23 protein-coding genes and 1 tRNA gene are annotated in these 25,082 nt (G+C 57.9%); 15 read left to right on the top strand and 9 right to left on the bottom strand.

The window, feature by feature from the left end; genetic code table 11:
• The first annotated feature begins 7 nt into the window (after positions 1-7).
• The 6 genes from fdxH (at position 8) to selB (ending at position 6,455) form a co-directional block, all read left to right on the top strand.
• Entirely contained in the window at positions 8-907 is a 900-nt protein-coding gene (fdxH, locus tag MXF20_RS20345; RefSeq protein WP_325971132.1) for a formate dehydrogenase subunit beta, read from the top strand.
• Complete coding sequence (fdoI, locus tag MXF20_RS20340) at positions 907-1,548, top strand: formate dehydrogenase cytochrome b556 subunit (RefSeq protein WP_136546271.1); 642 nt, start codon at positions 907-909, stop codon at positions 1,546-1,548. The genes fdxH and fdoI overlap by 1 nt, the downstream gene beginning before the upstream one ends.
• Positions 1,548-2,474, top strand: coding sequence for a formate dehydrogenase accessory protein FdhE (fdhE, locus tag MXF20_RS20335; RefSeq protein ID WP_264441852.1), 927 nt, complete (start codon positions 1,548-1,550; stop codon positions 2,472-2,474). The genes fdoI and fdhE overlap by 1 nt, the downstream gene beginning before the upstream one ends.
• Before the next feature lie 131 nt (positions 2,475-2,605).
• Positions 2,606-3,217: a glutathione S-transferase gene (locus MXF20_RS20330; protein WP_021506859.1), complete on the top strand. Its 612-nt coding sequence runs from the start codon at positions 2,606-2,608 to the stop codon at positions 3,215-3,217.
• 8 nt (positions 3,218-3,225) lie between these two features.
• The gene (gene selA / locus MXF20_RS20325; RefSeq protein ID WP_325971128.1) at positions 3,226-4,605 is read left to right on the top strand and encodes an L-seryl-tRNA(Sec) selenium transferase; all 1,380 of its coding nucleotides are present in this window, start codon (positions 3,226-3,228) and stop codon (positions 4,603-4,605) included.
• The gene (gene selB, locus MXF20_RS20320) at positions 4,602-6,455 is read left to right on the top strand and encodes a selenocysteine-specific translation elongation factor (protein WP_325971127.1); all 1,854 of its coding nucleotides are present in this window, start codon (positions 4,602-4,604) and stop codon (positions 6,453-6,455) included. The genes selA and selB overlap by 4 nt, the downstream gene beginning before the upstream one ends.
• Before the next feature lie 51 nt (positions 6,456-6,506).
• Here selB and glyS read toward each other — a convergent pair whose 3' ends face one another.
• Entirely contained in the window at positions 6,507-8,576 is a 2,070-nt protein-coding gene (gene glyS, locus MXF20_RS20315) for a glycine--tRNA ligase subunit beta (RefSeq protein ID WP_325971126.1), read from the bottom strand.
• Positions 8,577-8,585: 9 nt separating this feature from the next.
• Positions 8,586-9,497, bottom strand: coding sequence for a glycine--tRNA ligase subunit alpha (gene glyQ, locus MXF20_RS20310; protein ID WP_021506863.1), 912 nt, complete (start codon positions 9,495-9,497; stop codon positions 8,586-8,588).
• Positions 9,498-9,700: 203 nt separating this feature from the next.
• Here glyQ and MXF20_RS20305 point away from each other — a divergent pair, with 203 nt between their 5' ends.
• Positions 9,701-10,696 (top strand): acyltransferase, encoded by a 996-nt coding sequence (locus MXF20_RS20305; protein WP_325971125.1) that lies wholly within the window; start codon positions 9,701-9,703, stop codon positions 10,694-10,696.
• Here MXF20_RS20305 and MXF20_RS20300 read toward each other — a convergent pair.
• From MXF20_RS20300 to xylA, 3 genes are all read right to left on the bottom strand, one after another.
• Complete coding sequence (locus tag MXF20_RS20300) at positions 10,681-11,613, bottom strand: GlxA family transcriptional regulator (RefSeq protein ID WP_325971124.1); 933 nt, start codon at positions 11,611-11,613, stop codon at positions 10,681-10,683. The genes MXF20_RS20305 and MXF20_RS20300 overlap by 16 nt on opposite strands.
• Before the next feature lie 140 nt (positions 11,614-11,753).
• Positions 11,754-13,196, bottom strand: coding sequence for a xylulokinase (xylB, locus tag MXF20_RS20295; protein WP_325971122.1), 1,443 nt, complete (start codon positions 13,194-13,196; stop codon positions 11,754-11,756).
• Between the two features lie 17 nt (positions 13,197-13,213).
• On the bottom strand, positions 13,214-14,536 hold the full coding sequence (gene xylA / locus MXF20_RS20290) for a xylose isomerase (RefSeq protein ID WP_325971121.1): 1,323 nt from the start codon (positions 14,534-14,536) through the stop codon (positions 13,214-13,216).
• A 359-nt stretch (positions 14,537-14,895) separates the two neighbouring features.
• Between xylA and xylF the strand changes: the two genes are divergently transcribed.
• The 5 genes from xylF (at position 14,896) to MXF20_RS20265 (ending at position 20,035) form a co-directional block, all read left to right on the top strand.
• Positions 14,896-15,888, top strand: coding sequence for a D-xylose ABC transporter substrate-binding protein (gene xylF, locus MXF20_RS20285; protein ID WP_325971169.1), 993 nt, complete (start codon positions 14,896-14,898; stop codon positions 15,886-15,888).
• A 27-nt stretch (positions 15,889-15,915) separates the two neighbouring features.
• Positions 15,916-17,436: a xylose ABC transporter ATP-binding protein gene (locus MXF20_RS20280; RefSeq protein ID WP_325971119.1), complete on the top strand. Its 1,521-nt coding sequence runs from the start codon at positions 15,916-15,918 to the stop codon at positions 17,434-17,436.
• Positions 17,429-18,610, top strand: a complete 1,182-nt coding sequence (gene xylH, locus MXF20_RS20275) for a xylose ABC transporter permease XylH (protein WP_325971117.1) — start codon at positions 17,429-17,431, stop codon at positions 18,608-18,610. The genes MXF20_RS20280 and xylH overlap by 8 nt, the downstream gene beginning before the upstream one ends.
• Positions 18,611-18,703: 93 nt before the next feature.
• A complete protein-coding gene (gene xylR, locus MXF20_RS20270; RefSeq protein ID WP_325971116.1) occupies positions 18,704-19,882 on the top strand; it encodes a D-xylose utilization transcriptional activator XylR in 1,179 nt (392 codons plus the stop codon).
• Between the two features lie 58 nt (positions 19,883-19,940).
• Positions 19,941-20,035 (top strand) — tRNA-Sec (locus MXF20_RS20265).
• A 147-nt stretch (positions 20,036-20,182) separates the two neighbouring features.
• On the opposite strand, the gene MXF20_RS20260 is transcribed toward MXF20_RS20265, so the two are convergent.
• Positions 20,183-20,665: a type VI secretion system tube protein Hcp gene (locus tag MXF20_RS20260; RefSeq protein ID WP_325971115.1), complete on the bottom strand. Its 483-nt coding sequence runs from the start codon at positions 20,663-20,665 to the stop codon at positions 20,183-20,185.
• 82 nt (positions 20,666-20,747) lie between these two features.
• Here MXF20_RS20260 and MXF20_RS20255 point away from each other — a divergent pair, with 82 nt between their 5' ends.
• On the top strand, positions 20,748-21,566 hold the full coding sequence (locus MXF20_RS20255) for a DUF4225 domain-containing protein (protein WP_325971114.1): 819 nt from the start codon (positions 20,748-20,750) through the stop codon (positions 21,564-21,566).
• Here MXF20_RS20255 and MXF20_RS20250 read toward each other — a convergent pair.
• Positions 21,563-21,889: a hypothetical protein gene (locus tag MXF20_RS20250; RefSeq protein WP_325971113.1), complete on the bottom strand. Its 327-nt coding sequence runs from the start codon at positions 21,887-21,889 to the stop codon at positions 21,563-21,565. The two genes, MXF20_RS20255 and MXF20_RS20250, sit on opposite strands and share 4 nt — an antisense overlap.
• A gap of 655 nt (positions 21,890-22,544) precedes the next feature.
• On the opposite strand from MXF20_RS20250, the gene MXF20_RS20245 reads away from it, so the two are divergent.
• Positions 22,545-23,393 carry an AraC family transcriptional regulator gene (locus tag MXF20_RS20245; protein ID WP_325971112.1) on the top strand — a complete coding sequence of 283 codons (849 nt, stop codon included), beginning with the start codon at positions 22,545-22,547 and terminating at the stop codon, positions 23,391-23,393.
• Here the strand turns inward: MXF20_RS20245 and MXF20_RS20240 are convergent.
• Entirely contained in the window at positions 23,350-23,748 is a 399-nt protein-coding gene (locus MXF20_RS20240) for a helix-turn-helix domain-containing protein (RefSeq protein WP_325971110.1), read from the bottom strand. The genes MXF20_RS20245 and MXF20_RS20240 overlap by 44 nt on opposite strands.
• Before the next feature lie 230 nt (positions 23,749-23,978).
• Here MXF20_RS20240 and MXF20_RS20235 point away from each other — a divergent pair, with 230 nt between their 5' ends.
• Positions 23,979-24,356 (top strand): DUF1360 domain-containing protein, encoded by a 378-nt coding sequence (locus MXF20_RS20235; protein WP_325971108.1) that lies wholly within the window; start codon positions 23,979-23,981, stop codon positions 24,354-24,356.
• Between the two features lie 12 nt (positions 24,357-24,368).
• Here the strand turns inward: MXF20_RS20235 and MXF20_RS20230 are convergent, their stop codons facing one another.
• Positions 24,369-24,833 (bottom strand): Rrf2 family transcriptional regulator, encoded by a 465-nt coding sequence (locus MXF20_RS20230; protein WP_325971106.1) that lies wholly within the window; start codon positions 24,831-24,833, stop codon positions 24,369-24,371.
• Positions 24,834-25,082 lie beyond the last annotated feature (249 nt).

Here is a 25,082-nt window from a genome sequence, read left to right as displayed (position 1 = left end):
AACGAAGATGGCTTATCAATCGCAAGACATTATCCGCCGCTCCGCCACCAATGGTTTCACGCCTGCCCCGCAGGCGCGTGACCATCAGCAGGAAGTGGCGAAACTGATCGACGTTACCACCTGCATCGGCTGTAAGGCGTGTCAGGTGGCGTGTTCAGAGTGGAACGACATCCGCGACGAGGTCGGTCATAACGTCGGGGTGTATGACAACCCGGCGGATTTGACCGCCAAATCCTGGACGGTGATGCGTTTCTCGGAAGTCGAGGAGCACGGCAAGCTGGAGTGGCTGATCCGCAAAGATGGCTGCATGCACTGTGCCGATCCCGGCTGCCTGAAAGCCTGTCCGTCGGAAGGCGCGATTATTCAGTACGCCAACGGGATCGTCGATTTTCAGTCAGAGCAGTGTATTGGCTGCGGCTACTGCATCGCCGGCTGTCCGTTTGACGTGCCGCGGCTGAATAAAGACGACAACCGCGTGTATAAATGCACGCTGTGCGTCGATCGCGTTAATGTTGGTCAGGAACCGGCGTGCGTGAAAACCTGTCCGACCGGGGCGATTCATTTCGGCAGCAAAAGCGATATGCAGCAGCTGGCCGCCGATCGCGTCGCCGAACTGAACACGCGCGGCTACGCTAACGCCGGGCTGTACGATCCGGCTGGCGTTGGCGGTACCCACGTCATGTACGTGCTGCACCACGCCGACAAACCGCAGCTGTATCATGGCCTGCCGGCTAACCCGAGCATCAGCCCGGCGGTCACCTTCTGGAAAGGCGTCTGGAAACCGCTGGCCGCCATCGGCTTTGCCGCCACCTTCGCCGCCGCGGCGTTCCACTACATCGGGGTCGGTCCGAACCGGGTGGAAGAGGATGACGATGAGAAGCTGCATGAAAAAGAGGAGCGCGAATGATGAAAAAGCGCGATCGTCTGGTGCGCTACAGCGCGCCGGAACGCATCAATCACTGGATTGTCGCGTTCTGTTTTGTGTTTGCCGCACTCAGCGGACTGGGTTTCTTTTTCCCGTCGTTTAACTGGCTGATGCACGTGCTCGGCACGCCGCAGCTGGCGCGTATCCTGCACCCGTTCGTCGGCGTGGTGATGTTTGCTGCCTTTATTATCATGTTTTTACGCTACTGGAAGCACAATCTTATCCAGCGCGAAGATCTGGTATGGGCGAAAAATATCCGCAAAATCGTGCGTAACGAAGAGGTGGGCGATACCGGCAAATACAACTTCGGGCAGAAGTGTGTGTTCTGGGCTGCTATCATCAGCTTAGTCTTGCTGCTGGTGAGCGGAATTGTTATCTGGCGCCCCTGGTTCGCCGGGTACTTCACCATTCCGCTGATTCGCGCCGCGCTGGTGGTGCATTCGGTCTCAGCTGTGGCACTGATCATGACGATTATGGTGCATATTTATGCCGCCCTGTGGGTGAAAGGCACCATTACCGCCATGGTTGAGGGCTGGGTCCCGGCCGCGTGGGCGAAGAAACATCATCCACGCTGGTATCGCGAGCAGCGCCAACGCCAAACACAACAGGAAAAACGTCCCTGATGAGTATTCGCATCATCCCGCAGGAGCAGCTGGAGAAGAGCGAAAAGAACACGGCGGAGCAAGTTCCGCCGTTACTTTTCCCCCGGCTGAAAAATCTCTACAGCCGCCGTGCGGCGCGATTGCGTGATCTGGCGGCGAAAAATCCGCTGGGCGACTATCTGCGATTTGCCGCAGTGATCGCACAGGCCCAGGAAATCGTGCTGTATGACCATCCGCTGCAGATCGATCTGCATCAGCGGCTGGCAGAGAGCGCGCAGCAGGGCAAACCGCCGCTGGATATCCACACTTATCCGCGCGATGTGCACTGGCAACGGCTGCTGCATTCGCTGATCGCCGAGCTGAAGCCAGAGATGAGCGGCCAGGCGCTGGCGGTGCTGGAGAATCTGGAGAAGGCCTCGTCCACCGAGCTGGAAACCCTTGCCAGCGCGCTGCTGGAGGGCGAATTCGCCCAGGTCAGCAGTGATAAAGCCCCGTTCATCTGGGCGGCGCTGTCGATTTACTGGGCGCAGATGGCGTCAATGATCCCCGGCAAAGCGCGGGCCGAATATGGCGAGCATCGTCAGTTCTGCCCGGTGTGCGCCAGCGTGCCGGTCGCCAGCGTGGTGCACATGGACGTTGGCCAGCAGGGCCTGCGCTATCTACACTGCAACCTGTGCGAAAGCGAGTGGTACGTGGTGCGCAGCAAGTGCTCAAACTGCGAGCAGACGCGCGATCTGCACTACTGGTCGCTGGACAGCGAGCAGGCCGCCGTGAAAGCCGAAAGCTGCGGCGACTGCGGTACCTACCTGAAGATGCTATACCAGGAGAAAGATCCGGCGCTGGAACCGGTGGCCGACGATCTCGCCTCGCTGGTGCTGGATGCCCGCATGGAGCAGGAAGGATTCGCGCGCAGCAGCCTGAATCCGTTTATGTTTCCCGGGGATTGATGCAGTAAATTTAATCATTCTGCGATTTGTAGCGGCGCGATTTATCGCGCGGTTTTGCACCATCAAACCCTGCGCGATAAATCGCGCCGCTACAATGTGGAGCCTGGCATTTATCGCAACGGAGACATCTGATGAAACTGATTGGCAGCTATACCAGCCCGTTTGTACGCAAAATCTCAGTGATCCTGCTGGAAAAGGGCCTGGTGTTTGAATTCGTCAACCACTCTCCGTGGGAGCCCGACAGCCACGTTCCGCAATACAATCCGCTGGGCAAAGTGCCGGCGTTCATTGATGACCAGCAGCTGACCTGGTTCGACTCCTCGATTATTGCTCAGGTGATTGAGCTGCGTGGCGATGCGCCCGCCCTGCTGCCCGACGACGCACTGCGCGCCCTGCAGATCCGCCAGCTGGAGAAGCTGGCCGACGGCATCAATGATGCGGCGGTGATGATCGTGCGCGAACAGATGCGTCCTGGCGATCGGCAATCGGAAGAGGTGCTGCTGCGTAATCGCGAGAAAATCGCCCGCGGCCTCGACGCGCTGGAAACCGCCGCCGCGCAGGGCGAGTTGCTCAACAGCGGCACGCTCAACCTCGCCGATATCGCCACCGGCTGCACCCTGGGCTATCTCAATTTTCGCCGCGTGTTGCCCAACTGGTGCGTCAATCGCCCGGCGCTGGTTAAACTGGCAGAAACCCTGTTCGAGCGGGAAAGCTTTGCCCGTACGGTTCCGCCCACCCACTAAGTGATGTGATGAAAGCCCTCTACAGTCAGCTCCCTGCCATCGACAGCCTGCTGCGCGATCCGGCGCTGCAGCCGCTGCTGGCACAAACCGGTACTGCCTTTATCACGCGTCAGCTGCGCGGCATGCAGCAGGAGGCGCGCGACCACATTCAGCAACATCAATCGTTACCGCACTGGCACGCCAGCTGGCCGGATGAAGCGCTGCGCCGCACACAACAGCAGCAGCAAAGCGCGCTGCGTCCGGTGTTTAACCTGACCGGCACCGTGCTGCACACCAATCTCGGCCGCGCACAGCTTAGCGATCGCGCGATCGCGGCGGTCAGCGCCTGTTTACGCCAGCCGGTAACGCTGGAGTATGCGCTGGACGACGCGGCGCGCGGCCATCGCGATCGGGCAGTCAGCGCACTGCTGTGCGAGCTGACCGGCGCCGAGGCAGCCTGCGTCGTCAATAACAACGCCGCTGCGGTGCTGCTGATGCTGGCCAGCCTGGCAGCGGGCCGGGACGTGATTATGTCGCGCGGCGAGCTGGTGGAGATTGGTGGTGCGTTCCGCATTCCCGACGTGATGCGCCAGGCCGGCTGCCGTCTTATCGAAGTCGGCACCACCAATCGCACCCATCTGAAGGATTATCGCAGCGCGATCGCTGACGATAGCGGCCTGCTGATGAAGGTACATACCAGTAATTACCAGATTCAGGGCTTCACCCATGCCGTATCGGAAGCGGAACTGGTGCAGTTAGGTGACGCGCACGGCCTGCCAGTGATCAGCGATCTCGGCAGCGGTTCGCTGATTGATATGACGGCGTACGGATTGCCGCCTGAACCGATGCCGCAGCAGCTGATTGCGGCCGGCGTCAGCCTGGTGAGTTTCTCCGGTGACAAACTGCTCGGCGGCCCGCAGGCCGGGATTATCGTCGGCAAAAAAGCGCTGATTGACCAGCTGCAACAGCATCCGCTGAAGCGTGCGCTGCGCGTCGATAAAATGACGCTGGCGGCGCTGGAAGCGACGCTGCAGCTCTATCGTCAGCCGGAAACCCTGCATGAAGCGCTGCCGACACTGCGCCTGCTGACGCGCAGCGCGCACGATATTCTGCAACAGGCCGAACGTCTGATGCCGGCGCTGGAGCACGCCTTCAGCGCCGATTTTTCGCTGGCGATCGCCGCCTGTTCCTCGCAAATTGGCAGCGGTTCGCTGCCGGTTGAGCGTTTACCCAGCTTCGCCATCACCTTTACGCCACGCGACGGTCACGGCAGCCACCTCAACGCTCTGGCGCAGCGCTGGCGCCAGCTGGCGCGGCCGGTGATTGGCCGCCTGCAGGACGGCAAGCTGTGGCTCGATTTACGCTGCCTTGATGACGAAGCCGCCCTGATACGGACTTTAGTACCATGATTATTGCCACGGCCGGACACGTCGATCACGGCAAAACTGCGCTGCTGCAGGCCCTGACCGGTGTTGATGCCGATCGCCTGCCGGAAGAGAAACGGCGCGGCATGACCATCGATCTCGGTTACGCCTACTGGCCGCAGCCGGATGGCCGCACGCTGGGCTTTATCGATGTGCCCGGCCATGAAAAATTTCTCGCCAACATGCTGGCCGGTATCGGCGGCATTCACCATGCGCTGCTGGTGGTGGCCTGTGACGATGGCGTGATGCCGCAGACGCGCGAGCATTTACAGCTGCTGAGCCTTGCCGGACAGCCACCGCTGAGCGTGGCGCTCACCAAAGCCGACCGCGTTGACGCCGCACGCATCGCGGAAGTCCAGCAGCAGGTCGCGCAGCTGACACAGCAGCTCGGCTGGCCAGCGGCAGCGCAGTTTGTTACCAGCAGCCATACGCAGCAGGGCATTGAGACGCTGCGCCAGCACCTCAGCAGCCTGAGCGCACCGGCGTTTGAACCTGGCCGCCGTTTCCGGCTCGCCATCGACCGCGCTTTCACGCTGAAAGGCACCGGGCTGGTGGTCACCGGCACCGCGCTGAGCGGTGAGGTTAGCGTGGACGATACGCTGTGGCTCAGCAGCCTGAACCTGCCGCTGCGCGTGCGGGCGCTGCATGCGCAGAACCAGCCGGTGACGCGTGCGCAGGCGGGCGAGCGCATCGCGCTGAACATTGTCGGTGACGTAGAAAAAGCACAGATTACGCGCGGCGACTGGCTGCTGGCGCAGGCACGTCCCGCCGGCACGCAGCGGCTGATCGTCGCACTGCGCCTGCTGCAGCCGCTGAAAACGGCCTCACTGCCGGTGCATCTCCATCACGCCGCCAGCCACGTCACCGGACGCTTAACCCAGCTCACGGACGATATCGCTGAACTGGTGCTTAACCAGCCGCTGTGGCTGGCGGAAAACGATCGGATAATTATCCGCGACAGCAATGCGCAGCACACGCTGGGCGGCGGGCGCGTGCTGCTGTGCGACAGCAAGAAGCGCGGTAAGCGTCAGCCGGATTACCAGCGCTGGCTGCAGCAATTGGCCGCGGCGCAGGATGACAGCGCCAGTCTGCAGGCGCATCTGGCGTATCAACCGGCCGCGTATGACGAGCTCGGCTGGGCGCGCCAGCTCACCGTGCCGGCGCTGGACGCGCTGCTGCTGCCGCTGGAGCCAGTGCGGCTGGGCGCCAGCCTGATGAGCGCCGCGCAGGCCAGCGCCTGGCAGCAACGTTTACGGGAGGCGCTCAGCACTTTCCACCAGCAGCATCCGGAGCTGCCGGGCATTGGCCACGATCGCCTGCGCCGCGTCGCCCTGCCGCATCCGCCGGCAGCGCTGGTGCTGGGATTAATTGACCAGACGCTGGCACAGGGCAAGCTGCGGCAGAAACAGGGCTGGCTGCATTTGCCCGATTTCGCGCCGCGCTTTAATTCGCAGGAGGCCACGCTGTGGCAGCAGGTCGAGCCGCTGTTCGGCGACCAGCCGCTGTGGGTACGCGATATTGCTGACGCGCTGCAGCGCGATGAAGAGCAAATTCGCCGGTTACTGCTGACCGCGGCGCGTCTTGGCCATATCACAGCGATCGTGCGCGATCGCTACTACCGCAGCGCGCAGATCCAGATCTTCGCCGATCTGATTCGCCAGCGCGCGGCCGCCGGGGGCAGCACCAGCGCCGCCGACTTCCGCAACCAGCTGGGCACCGGCCGCAAAGTCGCAGTGCAGATTCTGGAATTCTTTGACCGCAGCGGTTTTACCCGCCGTCGCGGCAACGATCATCTGCTGCGCGACGCGCGCCTGTTCACTTCTTCTGCCGCCTGAAACAAAAAAAGGGACGATTGCTCGTCCCTTCGGTTCACTTCTGCCCATCGCTTACTGCAGCAGCGAAATGTCCGCCACCTGCAGGAACAGCTGGCGCAGTTGCGCCAGCAGCGTCAGGCGGTTGATGCGCACCGCGTCGTCTTCGGCGTTCACCATGACGTTGTCGAAGAAGTTATCCACCGCTTCGCGCAGCTGCGCCAGCTCCACCAGGGCATCCTGATAGCGGCCTTCCGCAAAGTAAGGCTGCAGCTTGTCGCCCAGCGCGGTGACAAAGGTCGCCAGCTGAATTTCAGCGTTCTCTTTCAGCAGTGACGCCTGCACGCTGTCGTTCAGGGTTTCGGTGGCTTTCGCCAGAATGTTCGACACGCGCTTGTTAGCCGCTGCCAGCGCCGAAGCCGCTTCCAGCGTACGGAAGTGCGAAACCGCCTTCATACGTGCATCGAAATCAGCCGGACGGGTTGGACGACGCGCCAGCACCGCCTGAATGGTGTCAACGCTGTGCCCCTCTTCCTGATACCAGGCGCGGAAACGGCCCAGCATGAAGTCGATGACATCATCGACCACATTGGCGTTGCTCAGCTTGCTGCCGTACAGGCGCACCGCTTCTTCCGTCAGGGTTTGCAGATCGAGCGGCAGGTTCTTCTCCACGATGATACGCAGCACGCCCAGCGCGGCACGACGCAGCGCAAACGGGTCTTTATCGCCTTTCGGATGCTGTCCGATGCCGAAGATACCGGCCAGGGTATCCATTTTATCGGCAATCGCCACCGCACAGGCCACCGGGCTGGACGGCAGATCGTCACCGGCGAAACGCGGCTGATACTGCTCATTGAGCGCGACCGCCACATCTTCCGCTTCGCCATCGTGGCGCGCGTAGTGCATGCCCATCACACCCTGGGTGTCGGTGAACTCGAACACCATATTGGTCATCAGGTCACACTTCGACAGCAACCCGGCGCGCGTGGCGTGATTGACATCAGCGCCAATCTGCGCGGCAATCCAGCCAGCCAGCGCCTGAATACGGTCGGTTTTATCACGCAGCGTACCCAGCTCTTTCTGGAACAGTACGGTTTCCAGACGCGGCAGGTTATCTTCCAGACGCTTTTTGCGGTCGGTGTTGAAGAAGAACTCGGCATCGGCCAGACGCGGACGCACCACTTTTTCATTACCGGCAATGATCTGCTGCGGATCGCGCGATTCAATGTTGGTGACGAAGATGAAGTTGGGCAGCAGCTGGCCATCTTCCGCGTACACCGGGAAGTATTTCTGATCCCCTTTCATGGTGTACACCAGCGCTTCCGCTGGCACCGCGAGGAACTTCTCTTCAAACTTCGCCGTCAGCACCACCGGCCACTCCACCAGCGACGCCACTTCTTCCAGCAGGCTATCGCTCAGGTCGGCTTTACCGCCCAGCTGCTGCGCGGCGGCTTCCGCATCGGCTTTGATTTTGGCTTTACGCGTGGCGTAATCGGCGATCACTTTACCGCGCTCCTGCAGCAGCTGCGGATACTGATCGGCATTGTCCAGCGTCAACTCCGGCTCGCCCATGAAGCGGTGGCCGCGAATGACGCGATCGGACTGGATGCCGAGGATAGTAGCCGGAATCAGCTCATCGCCCAGCAGCAGCGTTACGGTGTGCACCGGACGCACGAACTGCACGTCGCTGGCGCCCCAGCGCATCAGTTTTGGAATTGGCAGCTTGCTCAGCGCGGTCGCGACCATCGCCGGCAGCAGCGCCTGCGCGCTTTCGCCTTTTACCGCAGCACGATGCACCAGCCATTCACCTTTGTCAGTGCTGAGACGCTCAGCCTGCTCAACGGTGATGCCGTTGCCACGTGCCCAGCCTTCTGCCGCTTTGGTCGGCTTGCCTTCGGCATCAAACGCCGCAGCGACCGCCGGGCCACGCTTTTCCACTTCGCGATCGGGCTGCGCCGCTGACAGCTGCGCCACTTTCAGCGCCAGACGGCGCGGTGCGGCAAACCAGCTGACGTCGCCATGCGCCAGACCGGCGCTGTCGAGCTCAGCGGTGAAGTGCGCAGCAAAGGCTTCTGCCAGGCTACGCAGGGCTTTCGGAGGCAACTCTTCGGTGCCAATTTCCACCAGGAAAGTTTTATCGGTCATGGCTGCCTCTTACTTATTACGGTTGCACATAGGGAAGCCGAGTGCCTCGCGGGAGGCATAATAGGCTTCCGCCACGGCTTTCGTCAGGGTGCGGATACGCAGGATATAGCGCTGACGCTCGGTCACCGAGATCGCCTTGCGCGCGTCGAGCAGGTTAAAGCTGTGCGCGGCTTTGAGGATGCGCTCATAGGCCGGCAGCGGCAGCGGTTTTTCCAGCGCCAGCAGCTGCTGTGCCTCTTTTTCATACTGCTCGAAGCAGCTGAACAGGAAATCGACGTCGGCGTACTCAAAGTTGTAGGTCGACTGCTCCACTTCGTTCTGGTGGAACACGTCACCGTAGGTGGTTTTACCGAACGCGCCGTCGCTCCAGGTAAGATCGTACACGCTGTCCACGCCCTGGATATACATCGCCAGACGCTCCAGACCGTAGGTGATCTCGCCGGTCACCGGCTTACACTCCAGGCCGCCGACCTGCTGGAAGTAGGTGAACTGCGTGACTTCCATGCCGTTCAGCCACACTTCCCAGCCGAGACCCCAGGCACCCAGCGTCGGGTTTTCCCAGTTATCTTCAACGAAGCGAATGTCATGCACGCCAGGGTCGATACCGAGCTCTTTCAGCGATCCAAGGTACAGCTCCTGAAGGTTGTCCGGGTTCGGCTTAATCACCACCTGGAACTGGTAGTAGTGCTGTAAACGGTTCGGGTTTTCACCGTAGCGGCCATCGGTGGGACGGCGCGAAGGCTGCACGTAAGCGCTGGCCATCGGCTCTGGCCCGAGAGCACGCAGGCAAGTCATAGGGTGAGAAGTGCCAGCGCCCACTTCCATGTCCAGCGGTTGGACGATGGTGCAGCCCTGACGCGCCCAGTAATCCTGCAAGGTCAGGATCAGGCCCTGAAAGGTCTTGGTATCAAACTTTTGCATGTTGAATTCGCACGCGATACGGGTGGATTTAAAAAGAGTGCGACAGTATACCCTTTGACCGCGCATTGTGCAGCCGGAAATCCTGGCGCTGACCGGTGCGGTTGTGCGGCGGTTAACAGAGAGCTCCGAAATCCAGGCCGTGGGGTTGTTGGCCTGCTGCGCACTGGCTACCCTTCTTCGCACGGAGTTCGCACGAGGAAGCCATGTCGCAAAAAATCTGCTGGATTGATAACTTACGCGCGGTCGCCTGTCTGATGGTGATCGTCATTCACACCACCACCTGGTACATCACCGGACCGATGGCGGTCACCGGGCCCAGCTGGGACGTCGCCAACCTGCTCAACTCGGCTTCGCGCGTCTGCGTGCCGCTGTTCTTCATGATTTCCGGTTATCTGTTCTTTGGCGAACGCAGCGCGCAGGGCCGCCATCTGCTGCGCATTGTGCTGTGCCTGCTGTTCTACAGCGCCGTCGCGCTGGCCTACATCACCTGGCTGACGCCGATCAGCGAAGGTCGATCGCTGCTCAAGCTATTGCAGAAGCCGGTGTTCTATCACCTGTGGTTCTTCTTCGCCATCATCGGCATCTACCTGCTGTCGCCGCTGATTCAGGTGAAAAATGTGCCGCCGCGCTATGTGGCGCTGCTGGTGCTGGTGCTCGCGGTGATCGCCAATCCGAATACCGTCAGCCAGTCGCTGGGGCCGTTCCACTGGCTGCCGGTCAATCTGTATGTCAGCGGCGACTCGATTTACTACCTGCTGTATGCGCTGCTCGGACGGGCGATTGGCGTGATGGAGACCGACAGGCGCGGCATCAGCTGGCTGGCCGGGGTGAGTTTTATCGCCTGCGTCATCGGTATCGCGCTCGGCACCAGACAGATGCTTAAAATTAATGGCGCGTTTAACGACACCTGGTATCTTTACTGTGGTCCGCTGGTGTTTATCGCCGCGATTAGCCTGCTGGTGCTGTTTAAAAACGTGCTGAACCACCGGCCGCTGCCGCTGCTGGCGACCATTTCACGCTATTCGCTGCCAATTTATGGTTTCCATGCGCTGTTCATTCACTATCTGCGTACCCATCATTACGACGATATGTCGCGGCCGTGGCTGGATCTGCCATGGGTCTTTGGCGTAACCCTGCTGGGCAGCCTGCTGCTGGCGATGCTGCTGAAACGCGTGGACAAGCATCATCTGGTGAGCTGATCGTCCCAGCGCTGCCGGGCGCGGCGCAGCTGGCGTGCCGAGGAGAAGCCGGCGGCCAGCGCCGCTTTCTCCGCCGCTTCTCCCTGCTGCTGGCGCTGGCGCGCAATCACCAGCCGCAGCTGCTCGTGGTATTCCCGCACGCTGATACCCAGATGCTGGCGAAACAGGCGCGTCAGATGGCGCTCGCTGACGTGGGCGCGTTCGGCCAGCGCGCCCAGCGACCAGTCATGTTCCGGATGCGCGATCATCGCGTCCTGCGCGCGATGAATCGCCGGATGCAGATGATTACGGTACCGCAGCCACGGCGACAATTGCGGATCGTCACCCGAGCGGCGGAACCACACCACCATCTCCCGTGCCACCGTAAGCGCCTGCCGCGCGCCGCACAGACGGTTGATCAGGTGCAGCGCCAGATCGATACCGGCAGTAATCCCCGCGCTGGTCCAGATCCCGGCATCTTCCACAAACACGCGGTTGTCTTTCACCAGCGCAGCGGGGGCGGCAGCTTTCAGGCGCGGCAACACATCATGGTGCGTGGTGCACTGTACGCCATCCAGCAGGCCAGCCTGCGCGGAGAGCAGCGCGCCGGAGCAAATACACACGAGGGTAACGCGCCGCGAGTGAATCGCGTCGTGCTGCTGGCGCAGCCAGTCGCGTGCCTGCCTGGCTGCTTCGGTGTCGAACCAGATACGGGAATCGAACACGCCGGGCACGATCAGTAGACTGTTATCAGGCAGCGTGGCGGGCAGCGGTGCAATATCAGCAATGGTCATGCCGGTCGAGCAGGTGACGCTCGCCTGCGGGCCGATGTAATGCAGCGCGAAGTGACCGCCCGCCAGCTGCAGCGTTTCTGCTGGCCCGGTGAGGTCGAGCGCCATGACGCCCGGCAGGACAAGAAAATAGACGGGCTGCGGCATGGTGGGTTCCTCAGGCGATAAAGGGGTAATGATGGGCGAAGACACGCAGCCAAATCCGGCCACGTATCTTCAGCGATACTTCCCATCATACCCGACTCTGCTCACGCCTTGCGACCTTATCCGGCCATCAACCCGCCAAATCAGGACATCAGCGGCAGCAGCTGCTGATAGAGCTGTGCAAAGCGCGCACGGCGCGGCTGATAGGCCTGATGCTGCGCATCGTCCGGCTGATGGCGCTGCACTAACGCCGGTGCCGGCCACTCGCTGGTCGGGTCTACCGCCAGCTGCGCCAGACGCGCGGCACCGAGCGCCGGTCCCACTTCGCCGCCGTGACAGTAATCCAGCGTCAGTCCGCTGATGTCTGCCAGCATCTGCCGCCAGTACGCGCTGCGCGCACCGCCGCCAATCAGCATCACCGTGTTGGGCTGGACGCCACACTCATGCACCGCATCCATGCCTTCCGCCAGCGCAAAGCCCACGCCTTCCAGCACCGCGCGCGCCAGTTCTGCACGGCCGTGCTGGTGCGTCAGGCCAAAGAAAGCCCCCTGCGCCTGCGGATTGTTGTGCGGCGTGCGCTCGCCGGAAAGATAAGGCAAAAACCACACCGGCGTGGCCTGCGCGCTGGCACGTTCAGCTTCGGCCAGCAGGTGCGGCACGTCGTCACAGCCGGTCAGCGCTGCGGCCCAGTCCAGGCAGGCGGCGGCGCTCAGCATCACTGACATCAGATGCCAGCGCTGCGGTAGCGCATGACAGAAACTGTGCACGGCGCGTTGCGGATTGCTGAGATAGCCTTCGCTCACCAGGAAATAGACGCCGGAAGTGCCGAGCGACAGCATGCCCTGCCCTGGCTCAACCATGCCAACGCCCACGGCGCCAGCCGCATTGTCGCCGCCGCCGGCCACCAGCGGCACCGGCTCCATACCCCAGCGCGCCGCGATCTCCGGCAGCAGCGTGCCGGTAATCTGGTTGCCCTCAAACAGCTGCGGCATGTGGCTGCGGTTCAGCCCGCATGCCGCCAGCATCGCATCGCTCCAGTCGCGCTGTGCCACATCCAGCCACATCGTTCCGGCCGCATCTGACATATCGGTGGCGAAATCGCCGCTCATCCGCCAGCGCAGATAATCTTTCGGCAGCAGCACTTTTGCTACCTGCGCAAATATCGCCGGTTCATGCTGCTGCACCCACAACAATTTGGGCGCGGTAAAACCCGGCATCATCAGGTTGCCGGTAATCTGACGCGACGACGACACGCGCTGCTCCAGCTCGTGACACTGCGCGCTGCTGCGTCCGTCGTTCCACAGTATCGCCGGACGCAGCACCTGATGCGCAGCGTCCAGCAGCGTCGCGCCGTGCATCTGGCCGCTGAAGCCGATGGCGCTGACTTCGCGTAAATCGTGCTGTTGCGCCAGCGCCTGCATGGCGTTGTCGGTAGCCTGCCACCAGCTCTCGGGATCCTGTTCACTCCATAGCGGCTGCGGACGCATCACCTGCAGCGGCGCGCTCGCCGTTGCCTGAACCTGGCCGTGCGCATCCAGCAGCACCACTTTGACGCCGGAGGTGCCTAAATCGATCCCGATAACCATGCTTCGCTCCCGATGGATTAGAAATTATACAGATAATGATTCACCAGATTTTCCAGCTGCTCCTGGCGTCCGCTGCGATGCTGCGGATTGAGTTGCTGCTGCTGAGCATGCGCCGCCAGCGAGGCAAGAGAAAACTCGCCTTTCAGAATTTGCTGGCCGAACTCACCATTCCAGCCGCTATAGCGCTGCGCCACGCGCTTATCCAGCTCGCCATCGCTCACCATCCGCGCCGCCACTTTCAGCGCCAGCGCCATGGTATCCATCGCGCCGATGTGGCCATAAAACAGATCGTATTTGTCGGTGCTCTGGCGCCGTACTTTGGCATCAAAGTTTAAGCCGCCGGTGGTGAACCCGCCCGCTTTCAGGATTTCGTACATCACCAGCGCGTTTTCTTCGACGCTGTTCGGGAACTGGTCAGTATCCCAGCCGCACTGGCTGTCACCGCGGTTGGCATCGACCGAACCGAAGATGCCCAGCGCAATCGCCGTCGCAATTTCATGATGGAAAGAGTGGCCCGCCAGCGTGGCGTGGTTGGCTTCCACATTCACTTTGATCTCTTTTTCCAGACCAAACTGCCGGAGAAAACCGTAGACCGTCGCGACATCAAAGTCGTACTGGTGTTTAGTCGGTTCCTGTGGCTTCGGCTCAATTAGCAGCATTCCCTGGAAACCGATTTTATGCTTGTGCTCCACCACCATCTGCATGAAGCGCCCGATCTGCTCGCGCTCCTGCCGCAGATCGGTATTCAGCAACGTTTCGTACCCTTCGCGCCCGCCCCACAGCACATAGTTTTCACCGCCCAGCGTCTGCGTCGCCTGCATCGCACTGCACACCTGGCTGGCTGCCCAAGCGAAGATTTCCGGATCCGGGCTGGTCGCCGCACCGGCCGCATAGCGGGGATGCGTAAAGCAGTTCGCAGTGCCCCACAGCAATCTGACGCCGGTTTCCTGCTGTTTCTCCAGCAGTTTATCGGTCATTACCGCCAGGTTTTGCTGGTAGCTGCGCAGCGAATCACCTTCCGGTGACACATCGACATCATGGAAGCAGTAATAAGGCACGTTAAGTTTGTAAAAGAACTCGAACGCCACATCCGCTTTGAGCTGCGCCAGCTGCAGCGCATCGCCATTTTTCTGCCAGGGGCGATCAAAGGCACCGACGCCAAACATATCCGCCCCGTTCCAGCAGAACGTGTGCCAGTAACAGGCGGCAAAACGCAGGTGTTCCGCCATGGTTTTGCCCAGAATCACTTCCTGCGGATTGTAGTGACGAAACGCCAGCGCATTAGTGGTATTGGCCCCTTCATAACCAACGCGCTCAAGCTGGTCGAAATAAGCGTGCATGTTGTGCTCCTTAGCATCAGACCCGAATGGTCAGCAGTGAAGCGTTATTTTGCGGAGGCGTGAGCGCTCAGCTCAATTACGATATTTCACACTGAACTTAAGATAATTATTATTTGTGCGGCAGCTCGCAAATCCATGTATTTAATTACATCGCGTACCGGCACGCAGCGCCGCTGCAGGATTTAACAGATGGCCGCGTAAAATTTCGATCGCGCTCAAAGAATCACAAATAAACAAAAAAACGTAATAGCAGGATAAAAATCAGTAATTGATGTTGTTCACGTCGCGGGGCAACAATTCATCCGCCCTTGGTTCATAGCCTTACAACGACAATAGCCTCAACCTACAGGATGACCATGATGAAAATGAAACACACGCTGTTAGCCCTCAGCGCTGCGCTGGCCCTGTTCAGCCATGCCGGACTGGCGAAAGAAGTGAAAATCGGAATGGCGATCGATGATTTACGTCTGGAACGCTGGCAGAAAGACCGTGACATTTTTGTCAGCCAGGCGGAAAAGTCTGGGGCTAAAGTATTTGTCCAGTCGGCCAACGGCAATGAAGAGACGCAAATTTCGCAGATTGAAAATATGATCAACCGCGGTGTCGATGTGCTGGTCATCATTCCTTATAACGGTCAGGTATTGAGTAATGTGGTGGCTGAAGCGAAACGCGAAGGCATTAAAGTCCTCGCCTATGACCGCATGATTAATAATGCCGATATCGATTTTTATATCTCGTTTGATAATGAAAAAGTCGGTGAACTGCAGGCCGAAAGTCTGGTTAAACAGGTACCTAAAGGTAACTACTTTTTGATGGGCGGATCGCCGGTGGATAATAACGCGCGTCTGTTCCGCGCCGGTCAGATGAAGGTGTTAAAACCTTACATCGATAACGGCAGCATCAAAGTGGTGGGCGATCAGTGGGTCGATGCCTGGCTGCCAGAGAATGCGCTGAAAATTATGGAAAACGCGCTGACCGCTAACAGCAACCACATTGATGCCGTCGTTGCCTCCAACGATGCCACCGCCGGCGGGGCCATTCAGGCGCTGAGCGCGCAGGGACTGGCGGGCAAAGTCGCCATTTCCGGTCAGGATGCCGATCTCGCCGCCATCAAACGCATCATGAACGGCACGCAAACCATGACGGTATACAAACCCATCACCGAACTTGCGACCGAAGCGGCAAAAATTGCGGTGGAACTGGGCGATGGCAAAACCCCCGCCAGCAACAGCAAGCTGAATAATGGCCTGAAAGACGTCCCGTCGCGCCTGCTGAAGCCGATTCCGGTCAACAAAGACAACATTGAAAGCACCGTGGTGAAAGACGGCTTCCACAAACAGAGCGAACTCTAAGCGCCTGAAACGCGAAGGAGCAGATCGATGCTGCTGGAAATGTACAACATCACCAAGCGTTTCGGCGCGGTGAAAGCGCTGGATGCGGTCAGCCTGCGGCTCGAAGCCGGTGAAGTCATGTCGTTGTGTGGTGAGAACGGCTCGGGCAAATCGACGCTGATGAAAGTGCTGTGCGGGCTTTACCCGCACGGCGAATTTGACGGCGAAATTCACTTTGCTGGCGATCGCATCGAGGCGCAAACCATCCGCGACACCGAGCGCAAAGGCATTGTGATTATTCATCAGGAGCTGGCGCTGGTGCGGCAGCTTACGGTCATGGAGAACATTTTCCTCGGTGCCGAGCTGGGTCGCTTCGGCATGGTCGATGATGAAACCATGACGCTGCGCTGCCAGCAGCTGCTGGAGCGGGTCAAACTTAACGTTTCGCCGGCCACCAAAGTTGGCGAGCTCGGCCTTGGTCAGCAACAGCTGGTGGAGATCGCGCGGGCGCTGAATAAGCAGGTACGATTGCTGATCCTGGATGAGCCGACCTCGTCGCTCACCGAACAGGAAACCGAGGTGCTGCTCGGCATCATCAATAACCTGCGCGAGCACGGCATTGCCTGTATCTACATTTCGCACAAGCTCAATGAGGTCAAAGCGATTTCGGACATCATCTGTGTGATCCGCGATGGTCAGCACATCGCCACGCGGCCAGCGGCCGGGCTGAGTGAAGATGACATCATCACGATGATGGTGGGCCGCGAACTCACCGCGCTCTATCCGCACCAGCCGCACGAGATCGGCGAAACGGTGCTTAGAGTGGAAAATCTCACCGCCTGGCATCCGGTCAACCGCCACGTGCGCCGCGTCAATAATGTGTCGTTCAGCCTGAAGCGCGGCGAAATTCTCGGTATTGCCGGGCTGGTGGGCGCAGGACGTACCGAAACGGTCCAGTGCCTGTTTGGTGTCTGGCCCGGTCGCTGGCAGGGCGAAATCTGGATTGATGGCCAGCCGGTGAAGATCGACGATTGCCGGGCAGCGATTGCGCACGGCATCGCCATGGTGCCGGAAGATCGGAAAAAAGATGGCATCGTGCCGCTGATGGGCGTGGGGAAAAACATCACGCTGGCCGCGCTCGATCAATACAGCCATCGCTTCTCCACGCTGGATGAAGCGCAGGAGCAGCAGGCGATTAACGATGCTATCCGCCGTCTGCGTGTCAAAACCTCCTCACCCGAACTGGCGATTGGCCGTCTCAGCGGTGGCAATCAGCAAAAGGCGATCCTTGCCAAATGCCTGCTGCTCAATCCGCGCATTTTGATTCTTGATGAACCGACGCGCGGCATCGACGTCGGCGCTCGCCAGGAGATCTATCTGCTGATTAACGCGCTGGTGCAGCAGGGCATCGCGGTAATCGTTATCTCCTCTGAACTGCCCGAAGTGCTGGGGCTGAGCGACCGCGTATTGGTAATGCATGAAGGGCAAATCAAAGCCGATTTGATTAACGACAACCTGACTCAGGAGCAGGTCATGGAAGCTGCCCTGCGGAGCGAACATTATGCTTAAAACTGAAAGTAGCCAGCGCCTGTCCGGAACGCCGGGTAAGCCAGCACCGGGCAAGTTTCCGCGCCTCAATCTGCAGGTACTGGTGATGCTGGGGGCGATCGTGCTCATCGCCCTGTTCTTCACCTGGACCACCGACGGTGCCTGGCTTAGCCCGCGCAACGTCTCTAACCTGCTGCGCCAGACCGCCATCACCGGCATCCTCGCGGTGGGCATGGTGTTTGTCATTATCTCGGCGGAGATCGACCTTTCCGTCGGTTCGATGATGGGCCTGCTGGGCGGTGCCGCGGCCATCTTTGACGTCTGGCTTGGCTGGCCGCTGCCGTTAACCATCGCAGTAACGCTGGTGCTTGGCCTGTTGCTGGGCACCTGGAACGGCTGGTGGGTCGCGTACCGTAAAGTGCCCTCGTTTATCGTCACGCTGGCGGGCATGCTGGCGTTTCGCGGCATTCTGGTCGGCATCACCGATGGCACCACCGTAGCGCCAACCACGCCAGCCATGTCGCAGATCGGGCAAAGCTATTTGCCTGGCGGCGTTGGCTTTGGTTTCGGCTTCGCCGGTCTGGCGCTGTTTATTCTCTGGCAATGGCGGCTGCGCCTGCGTCGCCAGCAGCTGGGGTTATCCCAACCGGCTGCCAGTGGCACGGTGGCACGTCAGGCGATTACCGCTGTACTGGTGCTGGGGGCCATCTGGCTGCTGAACGATTACCGCGGCGTGCCGACACCGGTCCTGCTGCTGGCACTGCTGCTGCTTGGCGGCATGTTTATGGCCACGCGCACCGCCTTCGGACGGCGGATTTACGCTATCGGCGGCAACATTGACGCGGCGCGCCTGTCGGGCATCAACGTGGCGCGCACCAAGCTGGCGGTATTCGCCATCAATGGCGTCATGGTGGCTATCGCCGGTCTGATTCTCAGCTCACGTCTTGGTGCTGGTTCGCCCTCTGCGGGCAATATTGCCGAACTGGACGCCATCGCCGCCTGCGTGATTGGCGGCACCAGCCTGGCCGGCGGCGTCGGCTCGGTGGCTGGCGCGGTGATGGGCGCATTCATCATGGCGTCTCTGGATAACGGCATGAGCATGATGGATGTGCCGACCTTCTGGCAGTACATCGTCAAAGGGGCGATTTTACTGCTGGCGGTGTGGATGGATACGGCTACGCGCCGCCGGGTGTAATCGCGTGGGCGATCACAATGTGGCGCAAACAATTTCAGCTGCCTTTTCCGCCGTGCTATGCAATGCGCAACAGGTTTAAGGGAGCGCGCCACGATGCACGAAAAACGTTACCGTATTACGCTGCTGTTTAACGCCAACAAGGTGTATGACCGCCAGGTGGTGGAAGGCGTCGGCGAGTATCTGCAGGCTTCGCAAACCGACTGGGACATCTTCATTGAAGAAGATTTCCGCTGCCGCATCGACAACATCCGCGAATGGCTGGGCGACGGCGTCATTGCGGATTACGACGACAGCTCGATCGAGAGTCTGCTGCGCAATGTGCCGGTGCCGATTGTCGGCGTTGGCGGCTCTTATCACCGCCAGCAGGATTATCCGCCGGTGCACTACATCGCCACCGACAACGCTGCGCTGGTAGAGAGTGCCTTTCTGCACCTGAAAGAGAAAGGCATTCATCGCTTTGCGTTTTACGGCCTGCCCGCCGCCAGCGGCAAACGCTGGGCGCAGGAGCGCGAGCACGCGTTTCGCCAGCTGGTGATGCGCGAGCGCTATCAGGGCGTGGTGTATCAGGGGATGGAAACCGCACCGGAAAACTGGCAGCACGCGCAAAACCGCCTCGCCGACTGGCTGCAAACGCTGCCGCCGCAGACCGGCATTATCGCGGTGACCGACGCGCGTGCGCGTCATTTGCTGCAGGCCTGTGAACACCTGAAAATTCCGGTGCCGGAGAAACTCAGCGTAATCGGCATTGATAACGAAGAGCTGACGCGCTATCTGTCACGCGTGGCGCTCTCTTCGGTGGCCCAGGGCACACGCCAGATGGGGTATCAGGCCGCCAAGCTGCTGCATCGCCTGCTCGATCGGCAAACGCTGCCGCTGCAACGCATTCTGGTGCCGCCGGTCAAAGTCATTGCGCGCCGCTCTACGGACTTTCGCTCGCTGCGCGATCCGGCGGTGATTCAGGCGATGCATTACATCCGCTTTAACGCCTGTAAAGGCATCAAGGTTGAACAGGTGCTGGATGCGATTGGCATGTCGCGATCCAATCTGGAAAAGCGTTTTCGCGACGAGACCGGCGACACCATTCACGCCATGATTCACCGCGAGAAGCTGGAGAAAGCGCGTGAACTGCTGGCCTGCTCCTCATTGAATATTAATGAAATTTCGCAGATGTGCGGCTATCCTTCCCTGCAGTACTTCTATTCGGTGTTTAAGAAAAGCTATGCCACCACGCCGAAAGAGTATCGGCAGCATCACGGTGAGAACGTGCAGTAACGCCGCTGAAATCAAGATTTTGCCGCCAATTGCCGCTATACTGCGCGGCATCTTCAAAGGAAGATCGTCGTCTCCGGTGAGGCGGCCGGATTTCAAATCCGGTTGGGGCCGCCAGCGGTCCCGGGCAGGTTCGACTCCTGTGATCTTCCGCCAATTTTCTCTTTCTGAATGCCAAGGCTTCAGGTGATCATTTTTACAACCTTTAATTAGCGCTAACTCTAATATTTCGTTAACGCTAATGAACGCATCTGACAGAACTACCTTAAATATTTACAGGGTGCCTTTCAGATACGTACTCATTCAAGCTTCCTTATTACTTTTAATATCCCATCCCGACTGCGACTCAGCACCTTTACCGCCAGAGGAAGACTGTTCCCAATACTGAATTTTAACTTTTGAAGCCTGAAACTGATAAGATAAGGCTAAAAGCTCCGAATGGTTTGCTCCATTGAAGAGAACGTTGGTAATAAGCACATCTTCCAATGTTATCCTGCAATATTCAGTTTGGTTGCCCCCTGCCTTACAAGCGGAAAGTTCCACCTTACTAATATGGTTGCCGTTCGAAACATACTTCATCACTGCTGGTGTGGCCTTGTCGATATGAGTCTGAACTGTTAGGTCCCGGTACTGCACTTTTCCTGCACCACCACCGCCACCCACACTCATGTTGCCTGGCTGACTGGCTCCCCAGGTAAAAGAATCAACATTAATCCATCCCTTATGATTCGAGTCTTGAGATTCGCCTGTGATGCCTTCAATTTTGAGAAAAAGATCAATGCTCATTTGTCTTCCTTTTCAACTCCAGTTATTTTAGGATCTGATTAGCCCTGTTAATTGAAAGCTATGTTTACACAAAGGTATCGTTATGGACAACTACTGGAATAAGAACAGATTTTCAGATTACTTCCTCACAATGGGTAATCTTCAGGCAAATCAACTAGTAAGCTTGGCTAACAATCTTTCTCTCATTCACCTGAAAGATGGAATGCTCAGGATGCGATTCCATGATGAAGTACGGGACTTCGTTAATCTTCAACTTAATACCATCCGTTCTGCTACCAGCGATGAACAATGTCAGGAATGCATTCAGAATCTTAAGAAAGAGTCTCATAACCTTTCAATTCAGGATAAGATGCTCAGAACCGGCCAGGCGACGATATCCTCATCAGTAAAGTTCTACCATGATAATGAAAAGGTCATCGGTTATGTTATTGACGGTATAAGCGTTGTCCTAAGTGGCTTACAAATTGTGGCAGGGGCGGGTGTATTAGTCGGGTCTGCAGCAACAGGCAATGTGTTAGGCGTAATCGCCGGTTCAACACTCATTATGAATGGTGTAGGTTCAGGTATTGAAGGAATTAGAAAGCTGAGAGGTGTACCTAACCCTTCAAATCCGGTCAGAGACGCATATGAGGATATAGCTGAGTTTTTTGGATTTGACCAAAGGCTGGGATTACTTGCATATCAGGTAGTTGATTTAACCACCTCTTATTATGGTATTTTCAAACTTACATTAAAGCCGGAGGCCTGGAGATTATTTAAATATCTTCCTGCTGATTATTATCGCAAAGTTCAGACTATGAGCAAGCCCGCCCTTGCTATAAAAGGTGCAGGAGCAGCGATAAAAGGGACTGGAATAGGTTTGAATGTGTATCAAATGCAAAACAACCCTGCAAATCATTAACTATTGTCGTTTTTCTTAATGAACCTATAGGCTTTCCAGGATAATCTCAATGGAGTAACGAAATAGATAACTAAAAAAGCGAAGCCAAGGACAATCACATAAGAGAGGAAATCTGATTTATCGGCATTAAGGGTGCCATATAATCCTATGAGGATCAATATAGATACTCCGATAACTCCTCCCCAAAAACGTTTGCTTAAATCAATAACCAGAGTTTGAAGGGTATCCGATTGGGACTTATCCTTTTTTACGATACTCCTGAGCTTACCGATATCTTTAGTAGTGAAACCATTATCAAACAGCTTTTTCTCATATTCGTTCATATAAATCATCCCGATTAGACATCCTGTTTCGAATCTAATATATCACAATCCAATGATGAAATGCCACATGAAATCCAGGTATGGCACGCCAGTTTGATTGAAATATGAATACAATGTGGCATTGTTCTAATACCCGTCTTAATTTATAAAATAAAAAGACAGCAATCCACTCTTCGCTATATAAATCAATGAATTAAAACCTTTTTATATTAACAACCAAGCCTGCGAATTTAAAGTAGCCTCTGGCTTATACTCTCTCAATCAGACTCGTTAGATATAAATCATTAAAAAATAAATTGCCCGAAAATCAAGTTTAATGTGCTGCCTGAAAATCAGGTATACATTAAGCATATATGAAACCGGAATCACCACCCTCAAGTTCATAAAGTCATCAGACCATAAGGGCAACACTGTCTTTGCTCGAAACGCTCATAATTTTTCAGGTTTTTAGTTATTGCTGCGATCTGCTGCCGGATTCAGTAAACCGGCTTGTGCTGAATGACGGGATCGGTAGTATGAATGCGAGAGCTACCCGGTTCTTGTGTCAGGTTCAACTCTCCGGTCAAAACCAGTGGCTATGAATCTATTAAAGCCATAATTTAAAAACATCACCCTACATCGGTGATCTTCCGCCACTCACCACTCAGGTCTAGCCATGCTCATCCATCCATCCGACAACCTTCCGTTCTCCGGCGATCCGCGTAAGGAAGAGCTGCGCCAGCGGCTGATGCAGCCGGATGCGCCCAAAGTCATTGCGGTGTCATTATCGAAAGAGCTGGATCGCGAGCGACGCACGCATCGTCATGCCGCCGGGCAGCTGTTTTGCCTGCGCCAGGGATTGATGACGGTGAACACACCGTCGGGCATTTTTGCCAATCCGCCGCGGCTGGTCGGCTGGATTCCGCCGTGGTTTGACCATGCCCTTGTCGGACCGGGCCGCGTGCTGGGCTGGACGGTGCTGATTGACGAAGCGCTGGCCGCGCCGCTGCCGGATCGGCCGGTGCTGCTCTCCTGCCCGACCGTGCTGGAGCCGCTGGCAGAACGGCTGGCGGTGCTGGAGCCTGAACTGTGGAGCAGCGCGCGCTATTCCCGGCTGGGCCAGGTGTTTCTTGATGAACTGTACGAATCCACGCCGCAGGAACTCACCCTGCCGCTGCCGGATGAGCCGCGGCTGCGGCAGATTGCACGCCTGCTGATGGACGATCCGACAGATACCCGCACCGGGCTGGAGCTGGCGCAGTGGGCTGGTCTGAGCGCGCGCAGCCTGAGTCGCCACTGGTCCAGCGCGGTGGGCATGAGCCTGAGTAAATATCGTCAGGTGTCGCGCCTGCTCAAATCGCTGGAAGGACTGGCGGCCGGCCATAGCGTGCAGCAGGTTGCCTGGCAGGTGGGCTTCGACAGCGTGAGCAGCTATATCAGCGCGTTTCGCGCCGCCTTCGGTTCCACGCCGGGCAAATACTTTACGACGCCAGCCGACTCTGCGGATGCAGCATCAGCAGACTAGCCGGACCGTCAATCGGCGGCAGGCTGTGCCGGTATTTGCGGCGAAACGCGCCCGGCGGCAGATCAAACATGCGGCGAAAAGTGCGGCAATAGGTTTGTTGCGAATCGAAGCCAAACTGCAGCGCAATCTGCATTAGCGACGTGTTACTGCTAAGCAGCATAATCACTGAAGCCGTCAGTTTTCGCTCGCGGATGTAACTGCCCAGCGCCACGCCGGTGTAACTGCGAAATAGCCGTTGCAGGTGCCATTGCGAATAACCCGCGCGACGCGCGACCGTCTCCAGTATGAGCTTTTGTTCAATGTTCGCTTCTATCCACATCATCAGCTGATGCATAAATGCTGCGTGAATATCCATCCTCTCCTCCTGATGCCGTGCTGCCATTCAATCTGCGTCATTGTAAAAAAGCGGTGAGTGGCTGTGTTTGCGCATAAAGCCAATAAATAGCGATAACTCGCCAATTTACTCACCTATGTTCAGACGCAGGAAACCGCAGTTGCGGCATGGCTCATCATGTAATACTTTAAGTTACATGAAAGATGATCAGCAGCTCTTATTGCGCTTAACGACATGCAGGAGAAAAGTCTATGCAAGCATTTATAACGTCTGAATTAGGTGTCTGTCTGGCGATTGCGCTGGCATCAGCCAGCATCGCCATGACCCTCACGCAAACCGAGCTGTTTGCCGGATTACGGGCCTGGACCGCACGTAAACACGCCTTGCTCGGCCACCTGTTTCACTGTTTTTATTGCCTGAGCCATTGGGTGGTGTTTGCCGCGATGCTGGTTTACCGACCCACGCTGCTGAACAGTGGTTTACCGCTGATCGACTGGCTGATGACCGCGTTTATCACCCTGACGCTAGCCACGTTTGTCTGCGGCCTCATATTTAAAGTGTTTCAGGCAGCCGTCACCACGCACGTTATGAAGCATGACGCGCAGATCAAATTGCAGAAGCAGGATTAACGGCCGCGCTGTTTAGTCGCTGCAGCGCGGAAAGGTATGCGGATCCAGCCCAAGGCTGGTCATTTTTTGCAGGTAGTCTTCGGCGATGTCCGCCACGGTAATCTGGCTGAAGCGCTGCAGCAGTAGCGCTTCGGCCTCACTGAGCGCCTGATCGAGCCGGGCGTCTACCGCATGTTCCACCAGACAGGGCGAAGGATCAGCCGCCGGGCCAATACTTAACAGCGCCGGTGAGCCGATGGCCTGATACACATCCAGCAGCGTGATATCGCGCAGATCCGCCCTCAGTTCCCAGCCGCCGCCGTGCCCCTTTTCCGACACCAGATAACCCTTCTCACGCAGGCCGGACATCATGCGCCGCACCACCACCGGATTGGTGCCGAGCATTTTTGCCATGGCGTCAGATGTGGCGCGTTTTACATGGCGGTCGAGATGAATGAGCGCGTGCAGCGAGCGGGACAGGCGGTTATCACGTGGCATGAAGGCTTCCTCTGAAATTCCCGCCACTGTAGCAAACCGCGTCGGCGGCAACAATTTATCCTGGCTGAGCGTGGATGGCGCCCTGACCAGACATCCGCGTTAATCATTCTGCCAACAGTTAAAGGCAAAACGCGACAGAGAAAAAATACGATGAAAAGGAGATTTCACGTTGGTTACCTGATTAATGAGCTGAGTTATCCAGGAGCGGAATGTATATTTCCCATCAGGAAATAAAGCTCCCCTGAGCGG

Source organism: Pantoea dispersa, assembly GCF_035783935.1.
GTDB lineage: Bacteria > Pseudomonadota > Gammaproteobacteria > Enterobacterales > Enterobacteriaceae > Pantoea > Pantoea dispersa_C.
This window is presented reverse-complemented; position numbering and strand designations above follow the sequence as displayed.

What these genes read in the sequence shown, in the direction of transcription:
- MXF20_RS20235 (WP_325971108.1), top strand. Translation starts at nt 23,979, where the DNA reads ATGCAAGCATTTATAACGTCTGAATTAGGTGTCTGTCTGGCGATTGCG.
- xylH (WP_325971117.1), top strand. Translation starts at nt 17,429, where the DNA reads ATGCTTAAAACTGAAAGTAGCCAGCGCCTGTCCGGAACGCCGGGTAAG.
- MXF20_RS20245 (WP_325971112.1), top strand. Translation starts at nt 22,545, where the DNA reads ATGCTCATCCATCCATCCGACAACCTTCCGTTCTCCGGCGATCCGCGT.
- MXF20_RS20255 (WP_325971114.1), top strand. Translation starts at nt 20,748, where the DNA reads ATGGACAACTACTGGAATAAGAACAGATTTTCAGATTACTTCCTCACA.
- fdoI (WP_136546271.1), top strand. Translation starts at nt 907, where the DNA reads ATGAAAAAGCGCGATCGTCTGGTGCGCTACAGCGCGCCGGAACGCATC.
- xylF (WP_325971169.1), top strand. Translation starts at nt 14,896, where the DNA reads ATGAAAATGAAACACACGCTGTTAGCCCTCAGCGCTGCGCTGGCCCTG.
- glyQ (WP_021506863.1), bottom strand. Translation starts at nt 9,497, where the DNA reads ATGCAAAAGTTTGATACCAAGACCTTTCAGGGCCTGATCCTGACCTTG.
- selA (WP_325971128.1), top strand. Translation starts at nt 3,226, where the DNA reads ATGAAAGCCCTCTACAGTCAGCTCCCTGCCATCGACAGCCTGCTGCGC.
- xylA (WP_325971121.1), bottom strand. Translation starts at nt 14,536, where the DNA reads ATGCACGCTTATTTCGACCAGCTTGAGCGCGTTGGTTATGAAGGGGCC.
- MXF20_RS20280 (WP_325971119.1), top strand. Translation starts at nt 15,916, where the DNA reads ATGCTGCTGGAAATGTACAACATCACCAAGCGTTTCGGCGCGGTGAAA.
- xylR (WP_325971116.1), top strand. Translation starts at nt 18,704, where the DNA reads ATGCACGAAAAACGTTACCGTATTACGCTGCTGTTTAACGCCAACAAG.
- MXF20_RS20230 (WP_325971106.1), bottom strand. Translation starts at nt 24,833, where the DNA reads ATGCCACGTGATAACCGCCTGTCCCGCTCGCTGCACGCGCTCATTCAT.
- selB (WP_325971127.1), top strand. Translation starts at nt 4,602, where the DNA reads ATGATTATTGCCACGGCCGGACACGTCGATCACGGCAAAACTGCGCTG.
- glyS (WP_325971126.1), bottom strand. Translation starts at nt 8,576, where the DNA reads ATGACCGATAAAACTTTCCTGGTGGAAATTGGCACCGAAGAGTTGCCT.
- MXF20_RS20300 (WP_325971124.1), bottom strand. Translation starts at nt 11,613, where the DNA reads ATGCCGCAGCCCGTCTATTTTCTTGTCCTGCCGGGCGTCATGGCGCTC.
- fdxH (WP_325971132.1), top strand. Translation starts at nt 8, where the DNA reads ATGGCTTATCAATCGCAAGACATTATCCGCCGCTCCGCCACCAATGGT.
- xylB (WP_325971122.1), bottom strand. Translation starts at nt 13,196, where the DNA reads ATGGTTATCGGGATCGATTTAGGCACCTCCGGCGTCAAAGTGGTGCTG.
- MXF20_RS20260 (WP_325971115.1), bottom strand. Translation starts at nt 20,665, where the DNA reads ATGAGCATTGATCTTTTTCTCAAAATTGAAGGCATCACAGGCGAATCT.
- MXF20_RS20240 (WP_325971110.1), bottom strand. Translation starts at nt 23,748, where the DNA reads ATGGATATTCACGCAGCATTTATGCATCAGCTGATGATGTGGATAGAA.
- MXF20_RS20330 (WP_021506859.1), top strand. Translation starts at nt 2,606, where the DNA reads ATGAAACTGATTGGCAGCTATACCAGCCCGTTTGTACGCAAAATCTCA.
- MXF20_RS20250 (WP_325971113.1), bottom strand. Translation starts at nt 21,889, where the DNA reads ATGAACGAATATGAGAAAAAGCTGTTTGATAATGGTTTCACTACTAAA.
- MXF20_RS20305 (WP_325971125.1), top strand. Translation starts at nt 9,701, where the DNA reads ATGTCGCAAAAAATCTGCTGGATTGATAACTTACGCGCGGTCGCCTGT.
- fdhE (WP_264441852.1), top strand. Translation starts at nt 1,548, where the DNA reads ATGAGTATTCGCATCATCCCGCAGGAGCAGCTGGAGAAGAGCGAAAAG.